This window comes from Weissella paramesenteroides (assembly GCF_051903945.1).
Taxonomy (GTDB): domain Bacteria; phylum Bacillota; class Bacilli; order Lactobacillales; family Lactobacillaceae; genus Weissella; species Weissella paramesenteroides_A.
Genome location: NZ_CP192268.1, coordinates 630142 through 650268 on the forward strand (window position 1 = coordinate 630142; position 20127 = coordinate 650268).

The 20127-nt window shown below is 39.4% G+C and carries 18 protein-coding genes and 1 riboswitch; of the genes, 15 read left to right on the forward strand and 3 right to left on the reverse strand.

Translation table 11 applies throughout. The annotated features are described in order from the left end of the window. Positions 1-171 precede the first annotated feature (171 nt). From ACQ4QH_RS02980 to ACQ4QH_RS02990, 3 genes are read right to left on the reverse strand one after another with little or no spacing between them, the layout of a single operon-like run. Entirely contained in the window at positions 172-840 is a 669-nt protein-coding gene (locus ACQ4QH_RS02980; RefSeq protein WP_439819238.1) for an energy-coupling factor transporter transmembrane component T family protein, read from the reverse strand. Further along, complete coding sequence (locus ACQ4QH_RS02985; RefSeq protein WP_439819239.1) at positions 833-2248, reverse strand: ABC transporter ATP-binding protein; 1416 nt, start codon at positions 2246-2248, stop codon at positions 833-835. Before ACQ4QH_RS02985 ends, ACQ4QH_RS02980 begins: the two co-directional genes overlap by 8 nt. Before the next feature lie 4 nt (positions 2249-2252). Further along, entirely contained in the window at positions 2253-2816 is a 564-nt protein-coding gene (locus tag ACQ4QH_RS02990; protein ID WP_439819240.1) for an ECF transporter S component, read from the reverse strand. Between the two features lie 119 nt (positions 2817-2935). Then, a riboswitch (TPP riboswitch) is annotated at positions 2936-3027 on the reverse strand. Positions 3028-3199: 172 nt separating this feature from the next. Between ACQ4QH_RS02990 and ACQ4QH_RS02995 the strand changes: the two genes are divergently transcribed. The 15 genes from ACQ4QH_RS02995 to ACQ4QH_RS03065 all read left to right on the forward strand — a co-directional run bounded on the left by ACQ4QH_RS02995 (position 3200) and on the right by ACQ4QH_RS03065 (position 20026). Further along, a complete protein-coding gene (locus ACQ4QH_RS02995; protein WP_439819241.1) occupies positions 3200-4171 on the forward strand; it encodes a ribose-phosphate diphosphokinase in 972 nt (323 codons plus the stop codon). A 33-nt stretch (positions 4172-4204) separates the two neighbouring features. Beyond that, positions 4205-5194: an aldo/keto reductase gene (locus ACQ4QH_RS03000; RefSeq protein WP_150221977.1), complete on the forward strand. Its 990-nt coding sequence runs from the start codon at positions 4205-4207 to the stop codon at positions 5192-5194. A gap of 92 nt (positions 5195-5286) precedes the next feature. Further along, entirely contained in the window at positions 5287-6210 is a 924-nt protein-coding gene (rbsK, locus tag ACQ4QH_RS03005; protein ID WP_439819242.1) for a ribokinase, read from the forward strand. Between the two features lie 2 nt (positions 6211-6212). Continuing rightward, positions 6213-6701 carry a DUF1456 family protein gene (locus ACQ4QH_RS03010; protein ID WP_439819243.1) on the forward strand — a complete coding sequence of 163 codons (489 nt, stop codon included), beginning with the start codon at positions 6213-6215 and terminating at the stop codon, positions 6699-6701. A gap of 438 nt (positions 6702-7139) precedes the next feature. Further along, positions 7140-8534 (forward strand): Nramp family divalent metal transporter, encoded by a 1395-nt coding sequence (locus tag ACQ4QH_RS03015; RefSeq protein ID WP_150190530.1) that lies wholly within the window; start codon positions 7140-7142, stop codon positions 8532-8534. Between the two features lie 188 nt (positions 8535-8722). Continuing rightward, positions 8723-9037 (forward strand): PadR family transcriptional regulator, encoded by a 315-nt coding sequence (locus ACQ4QH_RS03020; protein WP_002827535.1) that lies wholly within the window; start codon positions 8723-8725, stop codon positions 9035-9037. Continuing rightward, a complete protein-coding gene (locus ACQ4QH_RS03025) occupies positions 9030-9647 on the forward strand; it encodes a DUF1700 domain-containing protein (protein WP_002827534.1) in 618 nt (205 codons plus the stop codon). The genes ACQ4QH_RS03020 and ACQ4QH_RS03025 overlap by 8 nt, the downstream gene beginning before the upstream one ends. A gap of 1 nt (position 9648) precedes the next feature. Further along, positions 9649-10458 carry a DUF4097 family beta strand repeat-containing protein gene (locus ACQ4QH_RS03030; protein WP_002827533.1) on the forward strand — a complete coding sequence of 270 codons (810 nt, stop codon included), beginning with the start codon at positions 9649-9651 and terminating at the stop codon, positions 10456-10458. Between the two features lie 178 nt (positions 10459-10636). Beyond that, entirely contained in the window at positions 10637-13003 is a 2367-nt protein-coding gene (locus ACQ4QH_RS03035; RefSeq protein WP_277375096.1) for a Xaa-Pro dipeptidyl-peptidase, read from the forward strand. A gap of 42 nt (positions 13004-13045) precedes the next feature. Continuing rightward, positions 13046-13864 carry a Cof-type HAD-IIB family hydrolase gene (locus tag ACQ4QH_RS03040; RefSeq protein WP_439819244.1) on the forward strand — a complete coding sequence of 273 codons (819 nt, stop codon included), beginning with the start codon at positions 13046-13048 and terminating at the stop codon, positions 13862-13864. A gap of 179 nt (positions 13865-14043) precedes the next feature. Next, on the forward strand, positions 14044-15444 hold the full coding sequence (locus ACQ4QH_RS03045; RefSeq protein WP_439819245.1) for an RsmF rRNA methyltransferase first C-terminal domain-containing protein: 1401 nt from the start codon (positions 14044-14046) through the stop codon (positions 15442-15444). Positions 15445-15495: 51 nt separating this feature from the next. After that, positions 15496-15807 (forward strand): Asp-tRNA(Asn)/Glu-tRNA(Gln) amidotransferase subunit GatC, encoded by a 312-nt coding sequence (gene gatC / locus ACQ4QH_RS03050; RefSeq protein ID WP_040760292.1) that lies wholly within the window; start codon positions 15496-15498, stop codon positions 15805-15807. Continuing rightward, on the forward strand, positions 15807-17264 hold the full coding sequence (gatA, locus tag ACQ4QH_RS03055) for an Asp-tRNA(Asn)/Glu-tRNA(Gln) amidotransferase subunit GatA (protein WP_439819246.1): 1458 nt from the start codon (positions 15807-15809) through the stop codon (positions 17262-17264). Before gatC ends, gatA begins: the two co-directional genes overlap by 1 nt. Next, on the forward strand, positions 17264-18709 hold the full coding sequence (gene gatB / locus ACQ4QH_RS03060) for an Asp-tRNA(Asn)/Glu-tRNA(Gln) amidotransferase subunit GatB (RefSeq protein ID WP_002827526.1): 1446 nt from the start codon (positions 17264-17266) through the stop codon (positions 18707-18709). Before gatA ends, gatB begins: the two co-directional genes overlap by 1 nt. 366 nt (positions 18710-19075) lie before the next feature. After that, on the forward strand, positions 19076-20026 hold the full coding sequence (locus tag ACQ4QH_RS03065; RefSeq protein ID WP_002827525.1) for a diacylglycerol kinase: 951 nt from the start codon (positions 19076-19078) through the stop codon (positions 20024-20026). Positions 20027-20127 lie beyond the last annotated feature (101 nt).

Consider the following 20127-nt stretch of genomic DNA (forward strand, 5'->3'; position numbering starts at 1 on the left):
TAAATTGCGTTACATTGAGGCTTCAGACTTTTGGAACGCGTTTAAAAGGAGAGCGAGACAAAAGTCGTTTTGGAACACGTTAATGCTATCAAAATTTCATGCTGATAATTAATACATTTTTAGCAAAAAGAAGTTGGAACAAATTATTTTGTTCCAACTTCTTTAGTTTTATTACCAAGGTTTTATTACAATAGCGACAATGAAGTAGGCGAGCACTAATAGAAAGGCAAGTCCCCATTGCCATTTTGGTAAGTGCTCTTGGACAGTTTGTGTTCTTGGAAAACCTTCTGAAAAACCGTGTGAGGTCATGGCAATTGCTAAATCATCTGACCAATGTAGTGCACTCAGAATGGCTTTAAAGTAAATCTGTGGCTGCCATAAGTGATAGGTGATACCACGTAAGGCACCAGCGTACCGAATAATTTGTACCTGCCGTCGAACGCGAGGTACTAAATTAAATGCAGCTAATAAGCCATATGTAAAAGTATTAGATAATTTTGCATGTTGGTTTAGGCTGAAGAGTAGATCTTTAACTTTGACAGTTAAAGTGACTGCTGCACCTAAAAGTAAGTAGGCATATAAACGAGTGGCATAAACAAGGGCGAGATGATGAGTATCACCAGTACCAAAGGCAATAAATGACCACCAGGTTCCAAAGGCAACCGGAATTGAAATTAGTAACATCAACCCAATAATCTTTAAGTTTGGTCGTTGTATTAAGAGATAAATAAGGCTAATTAATGCAACGACACCGTTGAGCATGACAGAACGAACGAACGATGTTTCGATACCAATTCCTAGCATAATTGCAACGAGAATTGTTGGATTTAATTTAAGCATTTGGTGCCTCCCCAATAAGGTGTAACACTTGATTTTTAAAAACCAACTCGTAATCAATAAAGTCTGCCAAGCCAGAACGTTGATGCGATATCATCAAGACACTCTGGTTTGTTGCTTGAATACTGTCACGGATTAGTTGCATAACTGCTTGTACTGAATCAATATCAAGACCTGCTAATGGTTCGTCCAATAATAGAATAGGTTGTCCCATGATTAGCATGCTAAGCACCTGTAACTTTTTTTGTTGACCACCAGATAATTGATATACAACGTGTTCAGTTAGATGGCTTAAATTTAGGCTTTTCAAAGCTGATTGAATCCGTTCTTCTGACCAATAAGCCGCTGCTAAACCATGTTGCTGTGACAACGTGATTTCCTCTTGCACGGTCATTGTAACAAATTGATCACTAGCTGACTGGAAAATCAAAGCAACTTTTTTTGCCCAATTTTTTAGTTTTATTTTGCTTGTATTCTCATTATGCCAAGTCACTTGACCAGTATATTTAACCTGGTGACTTAGTGCTTTGAAAAGGGTTGACTTTCCAATTCCGTTTGCACCTGATAAGAGGCCAATTTGTCCCGTTGGTAATTTAAAGTTACTATTTTTTAGCAATTGGCGACTTTTGCCAACGGTTAGTGTCAAATCCTGCCAGCCTAATGAACCGTTTGAGTTGGGTAAACCATAAAAAGGGATTTGCGCCGGTAAATCAAACAGTTTTGAAAGCGGTTGTTGGTGCAATGTACCTGAAGCAGTATCTATGGCAAATAGATGATCAACTAATTCTTGATAGCCTGATAAGTCGTGATCAGAGATAATGATTGTCTTATGTTGCTCCAATTGCATTTTCTTTAAATCAGTTAATAAAGCTAAACGTGCTGTTGGATCAACACTTGCAAATGGCTCATCAAGTAACACGATATCACTATCCATTGCCAGGATGATTGCTAGGGCAACCCGTTGTTTTTCACCACCTGATAATGTTAACAAATCTTGGTCAGCAATTTGCTCGAGATGTAAGGTATTAATTGCTAAGGCAACTCGCTGATTAATTGTATCAATTGGCAATTGCAAATTTTCTAAAGCAAACACTAATTGTAAGCGTGCAGTGCGCATAGCAAATTGGCGATCCGGATTTTGAAAGAGCATGGCAATTCGCTTAGCTCTTTCAAAAGGAGCCAATGGTTGGATCGGTTCGTCATTTAGGAAGACGTTACCAGCAGTAATGACACCACCAAATTTTGGTAACAGACCAGCCATTGCCTTAAGTAACGTTGATTTACCTGAACCTGATGGACCGATTAGTAGATTAAAGGAACCCTCTTCAGGAATCCAATTAATCTGATTCAATACATTAGGTTGATCATCCTCGTAGGCAAAACTTAAATTGTCAACTTGTAGTTTTGTCATAAGCTTAACGTTTTAGCAATCCAGACTTTGTCACAAGTTTCTTGATATAGTAAACCAATACACCACCAAAGAAACCGGCAGAAATCAAACGAATAATGAATAGCGTGATCATCATTCCCGGCTTATAGTCAGCATAACCACTATTAAATAGGTCCCAAATGAATGTGACAATTGTTGTGGTCAATACAGAAAGGGTAAGTCCTAGTTTATCCCAGCTCTTGTAGCCAGTTGCTGCGAATCCTAATTCTGTCCCAATTCCTTGTACAAAACCAGAAATTAAGTTGGCGGCTCCCCAACTTGAGAATAGTAGCATTTCAACAGCAGCGGCTAATACCTCACCAATTGTTGAACTACCAACTTTTTGTAGAATTGCACCTGCTAATGGTCCGGCCATCAACCAAACACCTAAAGTTAAATCGTTAGCGTAGGGTTTTAGCGGGGTAGCAGCGACTGCATAATAAGCCGCACTCCATAATTCAAAAATAACACCGAAAAAAATGGCGATGATCGCTAAGAATATCACATCGCGTAGTGACCACTTAACCTTTGATTCATTAACTGTTTGCATAATAATTGCAAACCTCCTTAAAAATAAAATGTTATCGAATCGCTGAAGCTTTGGTAACAAAAAAAGCCCCAGTATCAATAGTGTTTGTACACACCGATACTGGGGTTCGTTTACTGTCATGGTAAACAAACCAAGCTCCCTAGCAACATTACCTTGCTCAGGTTCTATGGGTATTATCTCAGCCAGCTCTATGGCACCCCAGCTTGTTTGATTCGCATATCCAAGTATAGTAGTAATAGTATAAATTTGCAAATAAATTATATTGTACCGATAATGCAATGCGTAATAGGGGCAGATAATCATATAAAGCATATCGTAAAGAACTATATTTTGTTAAAATAGACTTGACGACAGGTGATGGTGAGAAATGGAGGAATTCACTCGTGGAATCTCAAATAAAGTTGTTAGGGCTAACTGCTAATCATGAACTAGCAAATGCAGTGGCAGAAGAATTACATATGCCGTTAACACAGCTAGATATTAAGCGTTTTGCGGATGGTGAAATATATGAGCGAATATTAGAAAGTATTCGTGGCGATGATGTTTATGTCATCGCACCGATTGCAGAAGAGGTCAATGATGCGTTTATGGAAATGATGATTGTTGTTGATGCACTGCGACGTGCATCTGCAGGACAAATCACATTGGTCATTCCTTACTTGGGTTACGCTCGACAAGATCGCAAAGCAAAATCACGGGAACCAATCACTGCTAAAATGGTTGCTTCACTCATTGAAATGAACGGTGTTGATCGGGTCGTTTCGATGGATCTACATGCTGCACAATTGCAAGGCTTTTTTGACATTCCAGTTGACCATTTGCAGGCTGCACCATTATTAACAGATTACTTCTATAGTCGGAATTTGTTAGATGATTTGGTGGCCGTTTCTCCTGATCATACTGGTGCTGGTCGTGCCCGTAAGTTTGCTGACTTACTTGGCGCACCATGGGGAATTGTCAATGACAATGTTGCCATGTCTGACCCAACGTCCGCCGATGCAATTGTTGGTGATGTTAAGGGGCGTCGTGCCATTATTGTTGATGATATCGTTGATACGGGTTATCGTGTGCAAATGACAGCTAAGGCGCTACTAGCTAATGGTGCAACTGAAGTCTATGTTGCAGCAACTCACCCAGTTCTGTCTGGACAGGCAGCTGAAAATCTGGCAGCTGATAAGAATATCGAGCGCCTTATTTTCACAGATACTTTACGTATCCCTGAAGAAAAGCAGAGTTCAAAATTTACAACATTATCTGTTGCGCCTTTGTTTGCTGAGGCAATTCGTCGGATTCATGAGCACAAACAAATCGATGTGCTACTACGTTCAAATAACAAACAAGAAGTAAATCTATAATCTTAATCAAATTGAAAATTAGGAGGTACCGTAATGGTCTATGCAGCAGCTGAAAATCGTTATGAAGTGATGCCATATCGCCGGGTCGCAGATTCAGGATTGATTTTACCAGCGTTATCATTTGGATTGTGGCGTAATTTGGGAGACCAAAAGCCACTGGCTAATTCAAGAGAAGTGATGTTAAAAGCTTTTGATAATGGTATTTTTTCATTTGACAATGCTTCAAACTACGGCCCATCAGATGGTACAGCAGAAGAAACATTTGGTGCCGTTTATAAACAAGACTTACATCCTTATCGTAACGAATTAATTATTACAACAAAGGCTGGGTATCACATGTGGCCTGGACCACTGGGACAGTTTTCAGGTAAAAAGACTTTAGCAGCCGCTTTGGACTTGTCATTGCAGCGCATGCATTTAGATTATGTGGATATTTTTTATGCACATCGTTGGGATCCAAATACAAATTTGCGTGAAACTGCTGAAGCATTAGACTTAATGGTTCGTCAGGGAAAAGCATTGTATGTTGGTGTGTCTAATTATACGACTGAACAAGTAGCAGAAATTAGTAAAATCTTTGATGAGTTACATACGCCGTTTATTGGTAACCAAATGTCGTATAATATGTTTAATCGAGAAGCAGAAGATACTGATATGTTGGCAACTTTAGATCAACATCATGCGGGGCTGATTGCGTATGGACCATTGGCAGAGGGCTTATTAACGGATCGCTATTTAAATGGTTTTCCAACAGATATGCCATTACACCGTACCAATGCGTTTATCAAAGACGATCCCGAAGGTGCTGTAGCTAAGTTGAATGCTTTGAATAAAGTAGCGGCTGATCGTGGACAAACTTTGGCACAGCTAGCCATGGCTTGGTTACTACGTGACAAACGTGTACCGTCAATTGTTATTGGTGCTTCTTCAGTTGATCATTTATTAGACAATGTGAAAGTAGCTGATAATATGACTTTATCTGCTGAAGAATTAGCAAAGATTGACGCTATTTTAAAAGGTTAAAAATTTGATGTAAATGAATTGTTTATTTTCTAGATAGATAGATTGAAAATAAACAATTTTTTTGTGAATAGTCATTTTAGGAGGATTGATGAATGACGAGAAAGGTGACAGTATTAGGTTCATTGAATTCTGATACGATTTTACATATTGATCATTTGCCTGTACAAGGTGAAACGATGGCGATGTCTGATGCGTCCACTGCACCTGGTGGCAAAGGAGCCAACCAAGCAGTTGCAGCGCAACGTTTAGGTACCCAAGTACATTTTATCGGTGCCGTTGGCAAAGATCAGAATGGTGAATTATTGCTGAATGCTTTAAAAAAGGATGGTGTGGATACGACCCATGTTGCCCAACTTGCTAATGTTGGTACTGGGGCAGCCTATATTTTATTGGAGAGTGATTCACACAATACAATTCTCATTCTAGGTGGAGCTAATCAATGTATTAGTGAAACAAATGTCGATGAAGCAAAAGAGACTATTCAATCATCGGATGTACTGGTTGCACAATTTGAAACACCAGTTGTCGCCACGCTACAAGCATTTAAACTTGCTAAATCAGCTGGTGTCATGACAATTTTAAATCCAGCACCAGGACGTAAAACGATTCCAAAAGAGTTGATGGCCTTGACAGATCTCATTACACCAAACGAAACCGAAGCAGAAATTATTACTGGTATTCCGGTAAATGATGACCTATCAATGATCAAAGCTTCCAATAAAATGCAAGAAATGGGTGCAAAAAATGTAATCATTACGCTCGGTGAGCGAGGTGCTTATTATCAACTGGCTAATGGCCAGCATGATTTTGAACCTGCCTTAAAGGTTAAGGCAGTTGATACAACGGCAGCAGGGGATACATTTATTGGTGCACTAGCAACTAAACTCACGTCAGATATGACAAACATTGTTGAAAGTGTTCGTTTTGCTAGTGCGGCATCCGCATTGACGGTACAAGGAGCCGGTGCACAACCATCGATTCCGACCCTCGAAAAAATGAAAGAAGTCCAACATTAATTATGCATAATAACGATATTGTTCGAAGATTGCAGTATATTTTCAATATTAATAGTAAAGATATGATGACGATTTTCAAACTAGGTGGATTGGCACTTGATAAGCAAGCATATCTAGCTATTATGGCTAAACCAGATCAAGATAGTGCACGAGATGCACAATTATCACGACACGACTTAGAAAAATTCATGAATGGATTGATTATTTCTCAGCGAGGACATAAAACTAATCCCGATGGCTCAATAGTTGCGCCGGATTACAGCATGCAACGGGATAACGATATTAATAATGTGGTAATTAAGAAAATCAAGATTGCCATGGCATATACAACTGAAGATTTACTTAGTTTTTGGGAAGCAGCGGACTTCAAAGTTACCAAGGGTGAAGTTGGTGCCATGTTGCGGCGCAAGTCACACCCGAAGTACTTAGTTGTTGGTGATCAATTCATGCGTAAATTACTAATGGGTATGGCTAATAGTTTACGTGGCTAAGTCAGAGTACGAGACAAAAGTTGTTTTGGAACGCATTTAAGAGAGAACGAGACAAAGACGTTTAGGGCTATCAATCTACCAATTAAATGGGTGGATTGATAGCTTTTTTAGCAACGATATATATTTAAATTAATGTTTTAAGTGAAAACGTTTTAATTTTTAGTTTGTGATAAAAATTAAAACCGTCATTGAATAAACTTTTTGATATTTTTGTGAAAAAAAAGTAAAAACGCGCAAAACAAATGGTTGCAACCACTGTTGTAAACGAGTAAAATACAATTTGCGGGTAAGGAGAGCCCCGGTTAAGTAAAAGTCATAAGCTTTCAACAACCAAGTTGAACGAAAATCTTTATGAATTCTATTTAGCACTATATACAAAAGTAAATAGTACACTGGGACTGCCTTGTTACGACATTTTACGTATCATGGGAGGTTGTCATGTCTGGAAAAGAAATGGCAAAAAATAGAACGCTGGTTCAAGACGCAGCTGCAGATGATAGTTTAGGCGATATCAATGGTTCTGTAGTTGTGCCAAAAGGCGGTTCTTTTTGGAGAAAATTGTGGGCGTTTTCAGGCCCTGGTGCATTAGTTGCCGTTGGATACATGGATCCTGGTAACTGGGTCACTTCGGTGGCTGGTGGAGCAACTTATCATTACACTTTGCTTTCAGTTGTTTTGATTTCATCATTGATTGCAATGATGCTACAATACATGGCTGGTAAGTTGGGGATGGTAAAGCATGAAGACTTAGCACAAGCTACACGTAATCGTACAAATAAGACAGGCGGCATTATACTTTGGATTATTTCCGAGTTAGCTTTGATGGCGACAGATATTGCTGAAGTTATCGGTGGTGCGATTGCGTTACACTTGCTATTTGGCTGGTCGATGATTGCGTCTGTACTGACGACGGCGTTGGACGTTGTGTTGCTATTGTTATTAATGCGCTTTGGATTCCGAAAAATTGAAGCAATTGTTGTAACACTTATTTTAACCATTCTATTTATTTTCGGATATCTAGTAGTTTCATCAAATCCTAATCTAACCGCATTATTTGGTGGTTATTTACCACAATTACAAACAGTTAGTACGCATGGTATTCATGGTGCAGATTCGCCATTAGTCATGACGTTAGGTATTATTGGGGCAACAGTTATGCCACACAACTTGTATTTACACTCATCAATTTCACAAACACGCCAAGTGAGCCGTGAAAACAAAGCAGAGTTAAAAGAGGGTGTGCGGTTTATGACATGGGATTCAAATATTCAATTGTCATTAGCTTTTATTGTTAATTCATTTCTATTGATTTTGGGAGCATCATTGTTTTTCGGACATGGTGATCAAGTTGGTACTTTTGGACAAATGTACAATGCGTTAGGTGATAGTTCAATTGCGGGAGCCATTGCTTCACCAATTCTATCAACACTATTTGCGGTTGCATTGCTAGCATCAGGACAAAATTCAACCATTACTGGAACTTTAACTGGTGAAGTTATAATGACTGGTTTCTTACATTTAAAGGTGCCAATGTGGTTACGTCGTGTGATTACCCGTGGTTTAGCCTTAATTCCAGTTGTTGCCTTTACGTTAATTTATGGCGGTAATGAAGGAAAGCTTGATCAGTTACTTGTTTATTCACAGGTATTCTTGTCAGTTGCTTTGCCATTTGCAATGGCACCATTAATTGCATTCACATCTTCGAAGAAGGTTATGGGTGAAGATTTTGCTAATCCAAAATGGATGACTTGGATAGCATGGATTGTCTTTATTGTTTTAACAGGGCTAAATATCCAATTAGTTGTCCAAATTGTTGGACAGATATTTGGTTAATTAATAAAGTTAATCATTTTAGAATGTAATTGAATAGTAAATGTATCAAGAGACCGAATTTAAAAAAATCGGTCTTTTTTTTTCGCTTTAGATAGAAATTGTTGAAATCTTTATTCTTGACACATCATTATACGTCGTATAACATAATGATATACAAGATATAATATACAAAAATAAGGAGAATAGCCATGAATATTCAAGTACCGACGGTGGTACTCGATGGTTCTGTATTGGCCGTATTAACCAAGGAAGATACATATGGTTATATCATTACGAAGGCGATGCAAGAATTATTGGGCGTCAGCGAATCAACGATGTATCCCGTTCTAAGAAGATTGAAGCGCGATGGCTACTTAGAAACATACGACAAACCATTTGAAGGTCGAAATCGACGTTACTATCACGTGACTGATTTAGGTCGGGCACATTTGAATGAAATCAGCCAAGCTTGGGCAGAATTCCGCGTGGCCGTGAATTCATTATTGGAGGAGAGCGATGATTAAAGAGTATTTAGCAGCAGTTAGATCAAATCTAAAAGATATTCCTGCTGATGAACGTGAAGAATTATTACAATTTTACGAAGAGCAAATGCTAGATGCAGGTTACACGATTAAAGAAATTGAAGAAAAATATGGGACCCCAAAGCAGTTTGCTCGTTCATTAAAAATTGAATATTTTATTGAAAATGATGAAACGGCAGATGAAAATATTCCAACTGGTGAACGAACAAAGAACCGGGTTAATTTGATTTGGTTAATCATTCTAGGACTATTTGCCTCACCAATTTTAATTCCTGTTGCAATCGGTCTAATCTGTCTACTAGCTGGTGCATTTATTGCCTTCTTGGGAATATTATTTGCTATCTATGCAGGGATTATCGGTGTATTGGCAGGCGGCTTATTTGCCTTTGTAAATGGGGTCATTTTATTGTGGCAGTCTGTACCAACTGGTTTGTTGTTTATGGGAGCTGGCTTGCTGCTAACAGGTGCAGTCATCTTCTTTGCACCGATTGTTTGGCGATTAACACGTTGGTTATTTGAGATGCTGGTCATGTTTGTGAAGTGGGTTGGTCATCGTTTCTTGAGTAAAAACCGTGTAAAGGAGGCTCAGTAAAATGGGATTAAAAGCAACACTCATTACTGGTGGTAGTGTGATGGTTATTGGTGGTGCCATGATTGTTACTGGATTATCAACCGGAGCAAAAACGACGATTACTTGGGATAATGGACCAAAAATTGTGAAGGTACACAAGATTAACCAAAAGTTTAATAATAAGAATTTCAAAAAAATAACCATTGATGGTGGTTCGAATTCGTATGTACGAGTTGTACGAGGTAGTCAGTGGCGAGTGTCTGGCAAGTATCTTGATAGTAAATTGAATTTAAACACGACGAATGATGAATTAAAGTTAGCGTTACGTGAATCAAACAATCCAATTTTCGGTATCGAGGAGTCTAGTCAAACGGTTGTCGTGACCGTACCTTACAAAGTTAATTTGGACAACTTAAACTTAACAACCGATGGTAGTGGGATAACGACACAAGATATTTCTGCTAAAAATTTGACGGTGCGTAATGATTATGGTGGTGTGCGTTTAAATCAATTGACTGCCCAGAAAATTGATATGCAAGGTGATAGTGGTAATTATCGTCTGCAAAATGTGACGGCGGATACGCTACACGTCAATAGTGGGGATGGCTACTTTAAGGCCCATAATCTAACGTTGAAACAAGCTAGTCAAATGCAGGGCGATAATCAACAAATCGAATTACACACAATTCATGTACCAGGTATTAATGTGGCAAACCAAGATAGCAGTATCTATGCTGGCGGTGCTGATCAAGCCGATAATGATTATCATACGGGAGACCAAAGCAAAGCCTTAACAATTAATGGTGCCAATAATGATGTAACCATTAAATAGAAAATTATAGCGTTTCAGACTTTTGAAACACGTTTATGCTGTCAAACTTACAAGCATATAATTAATATATTTTTAGTTGAATAGGTTGGAACATTTTCTGGTGTTCCGACCTTTTTTATATGTTCTCATTATGTTTTAATCTTTGTTATAATGAAGTCATTGAAATGGAGAGTGAAATATGAAAATAAATCAATTTGGGGTTATCGAAACGACTTTCGAACAAAAGATAAATGAACTGACGTCGATCGGTTTTTATGATGAAAAAATTCAAGCGGCCATTTCAAAGGGGAGCGTACCTTTATTACAAGCATTGTTAGAACAAGCAGCGACATCAACGGCTGTAACAACAAAGTTTGATGATTATATGGTCAGTGAACAACAAGATTTAGCAACTTTTTTAGCAACAGGACAACAAGTCACAGCACGTGAATTTGATGCGCTTGCCTTGCAACTGTTAAATTTTTTAGAATCGATTGATTATACATTAGCTGATCCGGAACAAGCGGTGGCAAAAATTGGGCTACCATTACACAATAAACCTGGTGAGTGGGACACGGATGATGTGTTAAATGCTTGGTATGATCTATTAACGACACATACGAAAGGCGGACTGCAACTTATTGATGAGTTAGTCAGTCATCAATATTTTAAAGCAACGAATCAGTCACTGTTTTTTAATGGTAAAGCCTTGGCTACATTTGATACTAATCAATTAATTAAAGAAGTCGTCTATGTGGAAACGGATTTAGATACGGATGATGATGGTGTCAAAGATTTGGTTCGTGTTGACATTATTCGACCAACAACGTCACAACAAGTACCCACTTTGTTTACCGCTTCACCTTATTATCAGGGGACAAATGATGTGCAGAGTGATAAGAAATTGCACGATGTTAATGTACCATTACAGCGGAAAGTGCCAAATGATTTAACCTATGAAGATATTGCGTATCAACCAGCTGCACCCAAAAAGTTAACGGCACACGAACAAACAGGTGAAGCGACGACAGCGACAGAAACTTTTTATCCAACATCACATGTTGATTTAAATAATTATTTCTTATCACGTGGTTTTGCAGTAGCCTATTCGTCTGGCGTTGGTACCCGTTATTCAGATGGGATGCAAGATACTGGTTCACCTGAACAAGTCATCAGTATGCAAGCGGTTGTGGAATGGTTGGCCGGTAACCGCACCGCGTTTGTTGACCGAAAAAGTGGCGTAACGATTAAAGCACATTGGTCAAATGGTAAGGTTGCCATGACTGGTAAGTCATATTTGGGAACGTTAGCAACAGCAGTAGCGACCGCTGGTGTTGCAGGGTTAGAAACAGTTATTTCAGAAGCAGCTATTTCTGATTACTATCAATATTATCGTGATAATGGTCTTGTGATTGCACCAGGTGGTTTTCCAGGAGAAGACATGGATGTACTGGCAGAGCTGGTTTATTCTCGTATGCAAGATGCAGGCGATTGGCATCGTACCAAGACACAATGGGAGCAATTTCAAAAGCAAACGGTTATCGATATGGATCGCACGACCGGAAATTATAATACTTATTGGGATGCCCGTAATTATCTAAAAAATGTATCAAATATTAAGGCAGATATTGTGATGGTTCATGGTCTGAATGATTGGAATGTTAAACCACGCCAAGTTTTCCGTCTTTATCAAAAGCTGCAAGAACTAGATGTGGTGAAGAAGCTCTATTTGCATCAAGGACAACATATTTATATTAATAATAATCGGTCATTAGATTTTAGTGACCAGATGAATTTATGGTTAAGTTATAAATTATATGATGTAGAAAATCATGCGGGTGAGCAGTTGCCTGATTTAACCTGGCAAAGTAATCAAGCACCGGAAACTTGGGAAACACGTCAGAGTTGGGGTACAACGACGCCTACAAAAATTTCATTGGCCAATGTGCAAACACCAGTTAGCTATACAGATAAGCAAACCAAATTAGCTTATACATCATATAGTCAAGATTATAATCACTGGCGTTCATTGATGATTGACCGTGATGCTCATGAATTGGATCATTCACGGGTTGTCTTTTTACAACCAAAACAAAAGCAAGATTTGCTAATTGATGGTGAGGTATCACTACAATTGCGGATTAAATCTTCAACTAATGTGGGATTAGTGAGTGCAATGCTTGTAGACTATGGGGATGCTAGTCGGTTGACAACAAAACCTGTACCACAGGGCAGTCAAATTGATCGTGGCATCAATTGGCAGCCAACCCCCTTAGTTGAGTTCCAACAAGCCAAAACAACGCCCAATAAAATGATTACGATTGGGCATATCAATATGCAAAATCGAGAAAATGCTTGGCGAGTCAATGATTTACGTCCAGACGAATATGTTGATCTAACACTTACACTGCAGCCGACTCTGTATCAGTTAACGGCTGGTCATCAATTAGGAATTGTCATTTATGGTACTGATTTTGAAATGACCGTGCGTGGCAATCAAAAAATCACTTATACAATTGATACCAAGCATAGCCAGCTATTAGTACCAGTTGTGCCTAGTGAATAATTAACATTGTGGGAAATGAGAGAGTAAAAGAGGATCGTAGCGATGGGACGTAAATTAATTGGTATTGATTTAGATCGAACAACCTTGAATGATGCAGGGGAAGTTTCTGAAAGAACACGGCAAGCTATTCAAAAAATGCAACAAGCTGGGCATGTTGTTGCCATAATTACTGGTCGACCAGTGCGTTTATCAATGGATATTTATCAACAACTTGGCCTAAAGTCACCAATGATCAATTTTAATGGGGCACTTGGTGAAATTCCAAATGAACTGTGGGATTATGCTTATTCATACCAGGTTGATCGTGAGATTGCATTTGATTTAATTGAAAACGCGGCAGACATGGCAATCAAATCGGTAGTTGCGGAAAGTCGTGCAGATGTCTGGACAAACAGTCATATCGGACCAACAAACCCGAATGAAGCATTTTTCTTTCCGCAATCGACAGACACCTACCATATGTTAGACCGATTAAATTTAAAAACGAATATCAATTCAATTTTAATAGAAGCACAAAATAGTACTCATCAGGCAATGATTCAAGACTATGTGACTAATCGTTATGGCTCTGATCGGGTAACTGTTAACACTTGGGGTGCAGATTCACCAGTACTAGAAATTGTACCCGCAGGTGTTGCAAAGGATACGGGACTGCAAATCATGCAACGTGCGTTTGATATTCAAAAGGATGATGTCTATGCTTTTGGGGATGGTATGAATGATTACGAGATGATCGACTATGCCACACATGGGGTCGTTATGAAGAATGGTCAACCAGCTTTAAAAGCAATTGCAAATGATATCACATCATATACAAATGATGAAGATGGCTTAGCAAAGTACTTAGAACAAATTATTTAAAACATTTAAGAGGCGTCGATCTACCAAGTTAGATGGGGTAGGTCAACGCCTTTTTATCATTGTCAGTGATCGTAGTTATTAATCTGCCAGGACAGTTATAACTTCATTAAAAACACTTTTTGAATAGTGCAAAAACGTGTAGAATAAAATTATTATATATAGGACAAGGAGTTTATGAAATGGCGGAGTTACCGACAGATTATCAGACAAAGTACCGTCAATTAATGGACGATGATGCAGATGAATTCTTTGCCGCATTTGATCAACCAGTTGTGAAAGCTTTTCGTATTAACCCGTTAAAAGCAAATCAGCAACTGTATGATACGCCAACAAATGGTCAAGTACCATGGGGCAAGTGGGGTTATTTCGGCGTCGCAAAAGGTCATTCGGTTGATCACACGACGGGCCTGATTTATTCACAAGAGCCATCTGCACAACTGGTCGGTGAATTAGCACAACCACAGCCTGGAGAACGAGTGCTTGACTTGGCAGCTGCACCAGGTGGTAAATCAACACATCTAGCGTCTTTCATGAATCAGCAAGGTTTATTGGTGTCGAATGAGATTTTCCGTAAGCGTGCACAAATTTTAAGTGAAAACATTGAACGATTTGGTGTTCAAAATGCCTTAGTAACGAATCATTCCCCACAAGAATTATCGAAAAAATTTCCGCAGTATTTTGACCGGATTGTTTTAGATGCACCCTGTTCAGGTGAGGGGATGTTCCGTAAAGATCCAGATGCAATGCAATATTGGCATAAGGATTATCCGGCAGAAAATGCGACTCGTCAGCGCGAAATTTTAGTAGAAACGATGAAAATGCTAAAACCAGGCGGAACACTGGTATATTCAACTTGTACATTTGCTCCTGAAGAAGATGAACAGATTATTGCTTGGTTATTAGCCGAATATCCAGACTTACACTTGGTTGATGTGCCAAAACATGACGGTATGTCAGATGGTCGTCCAGCATGGGCAGATGGTAATCCAGAATTAGCTAAAACAGTACGGTTATTTCCACAATCCGTTGCTGGTGAAGGCCATTTTATGGCAAAGTTGCAGTATCAGCCAACTGACGTGGTGCCGGCTAAGGAGCCAAAATTAGCCAAAACGAATTTAACAGCTGAACAACGACAGTATTGGGAAAAATTTCAACAACAATTATTGCCAAACTATCAACCAGGTGTTTTATTAGCTTTTGGTGACCAACTTTATGCAGTACCAACTGGCACACCGGACTTAAAGGGGTTACAAGTATTGCGAGCTGGATTACATTTGGGCACATTTAAGAAAAAACGTTTTGAACCTAGCTTGGCGTTGGCGTTGGCTCTTCATTCAGACCAGTTTATACAACGTTATACATTAAATGATGAGGAATGGCGTCAGTATGTCCATGGCGACACATTCATGCTATCATCGTCTGTCGAAAATTTAACAAACGGCTGGTATTTACTAGAGTTAAATGGTAATGGTGTCGGCTTTGGTAAGTTAGTCAATCGACGAATGAAAAATTTTTATCCAAAGGGCTTGCGATTTATTGTGCATGAGAATCAAACGAATTTGGCAGATGACATATACTAAATATAAAATCTTTTGGTAAAATAGCTATATTAAAGCATGAAAGGAATTAACATGGCAAACGAGCAAATTACGCGTGAAGAAGTTGAACATGTGGCTAGCTTAGCAAAGTTAGCTTTAACAGATGCAGAAGCTGATATGTTTACAGATCATTTAGGTAAAATATTTGATATTGTGACAACATTAGCTGAGGTGGACACAGAAAATGTGAAGCCAACATATTCTGTGACTGAGATGCAGACAGTATTACGAGATGATGTTGCGGTTAACGCCCAACAATCACAATCATTGCTAAACAATGCACCAGAACACCAAGACACTTTGATTAAAGTGCCTGCAATTCTTGATGGGGGAGCTGAAGGTTAATGAATTTTTTGCATACAGACATTGAAAAGTTACATGAGCAACTTGTAAATAAAGAAATCACATCAGTTGACTTAGTGAAAGAGACGTTAGCAAATATTGCGCAAACTGATGCAAAATATGATGCATTCTTAGCAACTATGTCAGAAAAGGCATTGGCCGAAGCTGCTGCTATTGATGAAGCGGGTATTGATCCAGATAATGTCTTGTCAGGTATTCCTTATGGTATCAAAGATAACTTGATTACCAAGGATGTGCCAACAACTGCCGCATCAAAAATTTTGGAAGATTTTAAGCCGATTTATGATGCAACTGTTGTCTCACGTTTACGTGAACAAGGTGCAGTGGGCGTTGGGAAGTTAAACATGGACGAGTTTGCCATGGGATCAACGACTGAAACATCATACTATAAGCAAACAAAGAACGCTTGGGACCAAACCAAGGTACCTGGTGGTTCATCAGGTGGGTCAGCGGTCTCAGTTGCTGCTGGTCAAGTACCTTTTGCACTAGGAACAGATACTGGTGGTTCGATTCGTCAACCAGCAGCCTTCAACGGTATCGTTGGTATGAAGCCAACTTATGGTCGTGTATCTCGTTGGGGTGTGATTGCCTTTGCATCTTCACTTGATCAAGTAGGTGTGTTTACGCGTCGTGTCAAAGATAATGCGACTGTGTTAGCTGCAATGGCAGGTCACGATGACCATGATCAAACTTCTTCAGATCAAGCCGTTCCTGACTTTACAGCTCACTTGGATGGTGATATTTCTGGATTGAAGATTGCTGTGCCAACAGAATACTTTGGCGCTGGAGTTGACGATAGTATCAAAGAGACCATTCGTGCCGGCATCGATCAATTACGCGAACTCGGTGCAACGGTAGATGAAGTATCATTACCACATACAAAGTATGGGGTTGCTGCTTATTATATCTTGGCTTCTGCTGAAGCATCATCAAACTTGCAACGTTTTGATGGTATTCGTTATGGATTCCGTCCAGAAAACGTTAAAAGCTTAGAAGACTTGTATGTCCAAACGCGTACCCAAGGATTCGGTGATGAAGTGAAGCGTCGTATTATGCTTGGTACTTACTCACTTTCAGCTGGTTCATACGATTCTTTCTTTAAGAAAGCTGCACAAGTACGAACATTGATGAATGATGATTTCCAAAAGGTCTTTGCAGATTATGATTTAATCGTTGCGCCAACGACACCAAATGTTGCTTATGACTTTGGTGCTAATCAGGACGACCCTGAAGTGACTTACATGAACGATGTTTTGACGATTCCTGTCAATATGGCCGGCTTACCAGGTATGTCAGTACCAGCTGGATTTGTTGATGGCTTGCCAGTTGGTATGCAATTGATTGCAAACCGCTACCAAGAGGAAACGATTTACCGTGTTGCCTATGCATTTGAGCAAGCAACACGTCTATTTGAAAAAGTACCAGGAGGTAAGGATTAATGGCAGTGCCAAATTTTGAAACGACGATTGGACTAGAAGTCCATGTTGAGTTAAAGACTAACTCGAAGGCGATGTCACCTTCTCCTGTTCAATATGGTGCTGAGCCTAATGCGAACACCAATGTGATTGACTGGGGATATCCTGGTGTTTTGCCACAGGCAAACAAGGGTGCTTTAGAATACGGTATGATGGCATCATTAGCACTACATGCTGATATTACTCGCGATTTACACTGGGATCGTAAGAATTACTTCTATCCTGATAATCCCAAAGCCTATCAAATTACGCAACAACAACAACCAATTGGTCGCAATGGTTGGCTAGAAATTGAGTTTGAAGGTAAAAAGAAGCGGGTTGGTATTACTGAATTACACGTTGAAGAAGATGCAGGTAAGAATACCCACGGAACTGATGGTTATTCTTATGTTGATTTGAATCGTCAGGGAACCCCCCTAATTGAAATCGTTGGTGCACCTGACATTGCTTCTCCGGATGAAGCTTATGCTTATCTAGAAGCATTGCGCCAAGCGATTCAATTTACTGGTATTTCTGATGTGAAGATGCAAGAAGGATCAATGCGTGTTGACGCGAATATTTCAATTCGCCCAGTTGGTTCAAGTGAGTATGGGACAAAGGTTGAGTTGAAGAATTTGAACTCATTTAATTATGTCCGTAAGGCACTTGCATTTGAAGAAAATCGCCATGCAAAGATTTATATGTCTGGTGGTACCATCAAACAACAGACTCGTCGTTTTGATGAAGCAACGGGTGAAACTGTATTGATGCGTGTTAAGGAAACAGCAGATGATTACCGTTACTTCCCAGAGCCTGATTTGACACCAGTGCATATTACTGACGAATGGGTCAATGAAGTGAAGGCAAAGTTGCCAGAAACAGCTAGTGTCCGTAAAGCACGTTATGTTGATGAGCTTGGTTTGGAAGTCTATGATTCAGAAGTGTTGACTCAGACGCTAGCAATGGCAAACTTCTTTGATGAGACGGTTAGTTTTGGTGCTGATCCAAAGCGTACGGCTAACTACTTGATGGGAGATGTTAATGCCTTCTTGAATGAGCAACAAGCTGATTTGGAGGATACACCATTAACACCAGCTCACTTAGCAGATATGATCAAGTTGATCGATGATGGCACAATTTCAACAAAGATGGCCAAAAAAGTCTTTAAGGCAATCACTAAGGGTGACGATCCTGTTGCATTCGTCGAGAAGAACGGCTTGAAGCAACTATCTGATCCAGCAGTATTGACACCATTGATTGACGAAATTTTGGATAAGAATGAACAATCAATTATTGATTTCCACAATGGAAAAGATCGTGCGGTTGGTTTCTTGGTTGGTCAAATTATGAAGCAAACAAAGGGTAGTGCTAACCCAGCAGTCGTTAACAAGTTATTGTTAGCTGGTTTGCAAGCACGTAAGCCTGAATAAAATATCAAAGCGAGACAAAAGTCGTTTTAAAGCTGGTGTGTAACGTGATTTGCGCCATTTTTGGCCGAAGCAGAGCGCAGGACAGGAATGGGGTCAATTGCGTTACATTGAAGCTTCAGACTTTTGGAACGCGTTTAAAAAAAGAGTGGGAGCAAAAACGTTTTGAAGCTGGTGTGTAACGTTGTTTGTGCTATTTTTGGCCGGAGCAACGCGCAGGACAGGAATAGGGCAAATTGCGTTACATTGAGGCTTCAGTTTTTGCGAACACGTTTAAAAAGAGCGAGACAAAACGGCTCACTATCGACATCAGAATTAGGTAATCTGTTCTGATGTCATACATATATTAAAAATTAGGAGCAAGACGGAATGAAAAGAGCACGAATTATCTATAATCCAACTTCTGGTCGTGAAGCCATTCGACGTGATTTAGTCGATATTTTGGATGTGTATGAGGAAGCTGGTTATGAAACGAGCGCCTTTGCGACAACTCCTGAGCCAAATTCTGCCATGACTGAAGCGAAAAGAGCTGCGGAAGCGGGCTTTGAATTGCTAGTTGCCGCTGGTGGCGATGGCACAATCAATGAGGTTGTCAATGGTATCGCACCATTAGATAAACGGCCAATGTTAGCCATTATTCCTGCTGGTACAACCAATGATTACGCACGTGCATTGAGCATTCCGCGTGAAGACCCATTGGCAGCAGCGAAGGTTATTCTAAAAGGAAAAGCAGCCAAGATGGATATTGGGCAAGCCAATGATTCATACTTTATCAACATCGCAGCTGGTGGTTCTTTATCAGAACTCACTTATTCTGTGCCATCTAAATTAAAGTCAATGTATGGCTACTTGGCATATGTGGTGAAAGGTGCTGAAATGTTGACTAGCATCAAGCCGATGGATATCCATGTCAAATATGATGACGGTGAATTTAACGGTAAGTCAGCAATGTTCTTTTTGGCATTGACGAATTCTGTGGGTGGTTTTGAACAAATTGTGCCAGATGCAAAATTAGATGATGGTAAATTTACTTTGCTTATTGTGAAAACAACCAAGTTCGCTGAGATTTTGAACTTGATTACGGAAGTGCTAATGGGTAAGCATATTAATAATCCAAATTTGATTTATGTAAAATCTGAAAAAGTTGAGGTGTCATCAACTAAAAATGATAAGATTATGATTAATTTGGATGGGGAATATGGTGGCGATGCACCAGTGACATTCACTAACCACAAGCAACATATTAAAATCGTTGCCAATGTTGATGATATTTCACCAGATACGTTAGTTGCAGCACCAATTAAGTTACTTGAAAAATAATTTTATAGAGAGTGTGACAATCGGCTTCAGTCTTTTGGAACACGTTTAAGGGGCAATAATCTACCGCAGTCAAATAGGTAGATTATTGCCCCTTTCAGTCT

Bases quoted from the DNA above. Each gene is read 5' to 3' on its own strand.
- ACQ4QH_RS03030 (WP_002827533.1), top strand. From the start codon at position 9,649: ATGGGATTAAAAGCAACACTCATTACTGGTGGTAGTGTGATGGTTATT.
- ACQ4QH_RS03010 (WP_439819243.1), top strand. From the start codon at position 6,213: ATGCATAATAACGATATTGTTCGAAGATTGCAGTATATTTTCAATATT.
- ACQ4QH_RS03000 (WP_150221977.1), top strand. From the start codon at position 4,205: ATGGTCTATGCAGCAGCTGAAAATCGTTATGAAGTGATGCCATATCGC.
- ACQ4QH_RS03015 (WP_150190530.1), top strand. From the start codon at position 7,140: ATGTCTGGAAAAGAAATGGCAAAAAATAGAACGCTGGTTCAAGACGCA.
- ACQ4QH_RS03045 (WP_439819245.1), top strand. From the start codon at position 14,044: ATGGCGGAGTTACCGACAGATTATCAGACAAAGTACCGTCAATTAATG.
- ACQ4QH_RS02990 (WP_439819240.1), bottom strand. From the start codon at position 2,816: ATGCAAACAGTTAATGAATCAAAGGTTAAGTGGTCACTACGCGATGTG.
- ACQ4QH_RS03035 (WP_277375096.1), top strand. From the start codon at position 10,637: ATGAAAATAAATCAATTTGGGGTTATCGAAACGACTTTCGAACAAAAG.
- gatA (WP_439819246.1), top strand. From the start codon at position 15,807: ATGAATTTTTTGCATACAGACATTGAAAAGTTACATGAGCAACTTGTA.
- ACQ4QH_RS03065 (WP_002827525.1), top strand. From the start codon at position 19,076: ATGAAAAGAGCACGAATTATCTATAATCCAACTTCTGGTCGTGAAGCC.
- rbsK (WP_439819242.1), top strand. From the start codon at position 5,287: ATGACGAGAAAGGTGACAGTATTAGGTTCATTGAATTCTGATACGATT.
- ACQ4QH_RS02985 (WP_439819239.1), bottom strand. From the start codon at position 2,248: ATGACAAAACTACAAGTTGACAATTTAAGTTTTGCCTACGAGGATGAT.
- ACQ4QH_RS03040 (WP_439819244.1), top strand. From the start codon at position 13,046: ATGGGACGTAAATTAATTGGTATTGATTTAGATCGAACAACCTTGAAT.
- gatC (WP_040760292.1), top strand. From the start codon at position 15,496: ATGGCAAACGAGCAAATTACGCGTGAAGAAGTTGAACATGTGGCTAGC.
- ACQ4QH_RS03020 (WP_002827535.1), top strand. From the start codon at position 8,723: ATGAATATTCAAGTACCGACGGTGGTACTCGATGGTTCTGTATTGGCC.
- ACQ4QH_RS03025 (WP_002827534.1), top strand. From the start codon at position 9,030: ATGATTAAAGAGTATTTAGCAGCAGTTAGATCAAATCTAAAAGATATT.
- ACQ4QH_RS02980 (WP_439819238.1), bottom strand. From the start codon at position 840: ATGCTTAAATTAAATCCAACAATTCTCGTTGCAATTATGCTAGGAATT.
- gatB (WP_002827526.1), top strand. From the start codon at position 17,264: ATGGCAGTGCCAAATTTTGAAACGACGATTGGACTAGAAGTCCATGTT.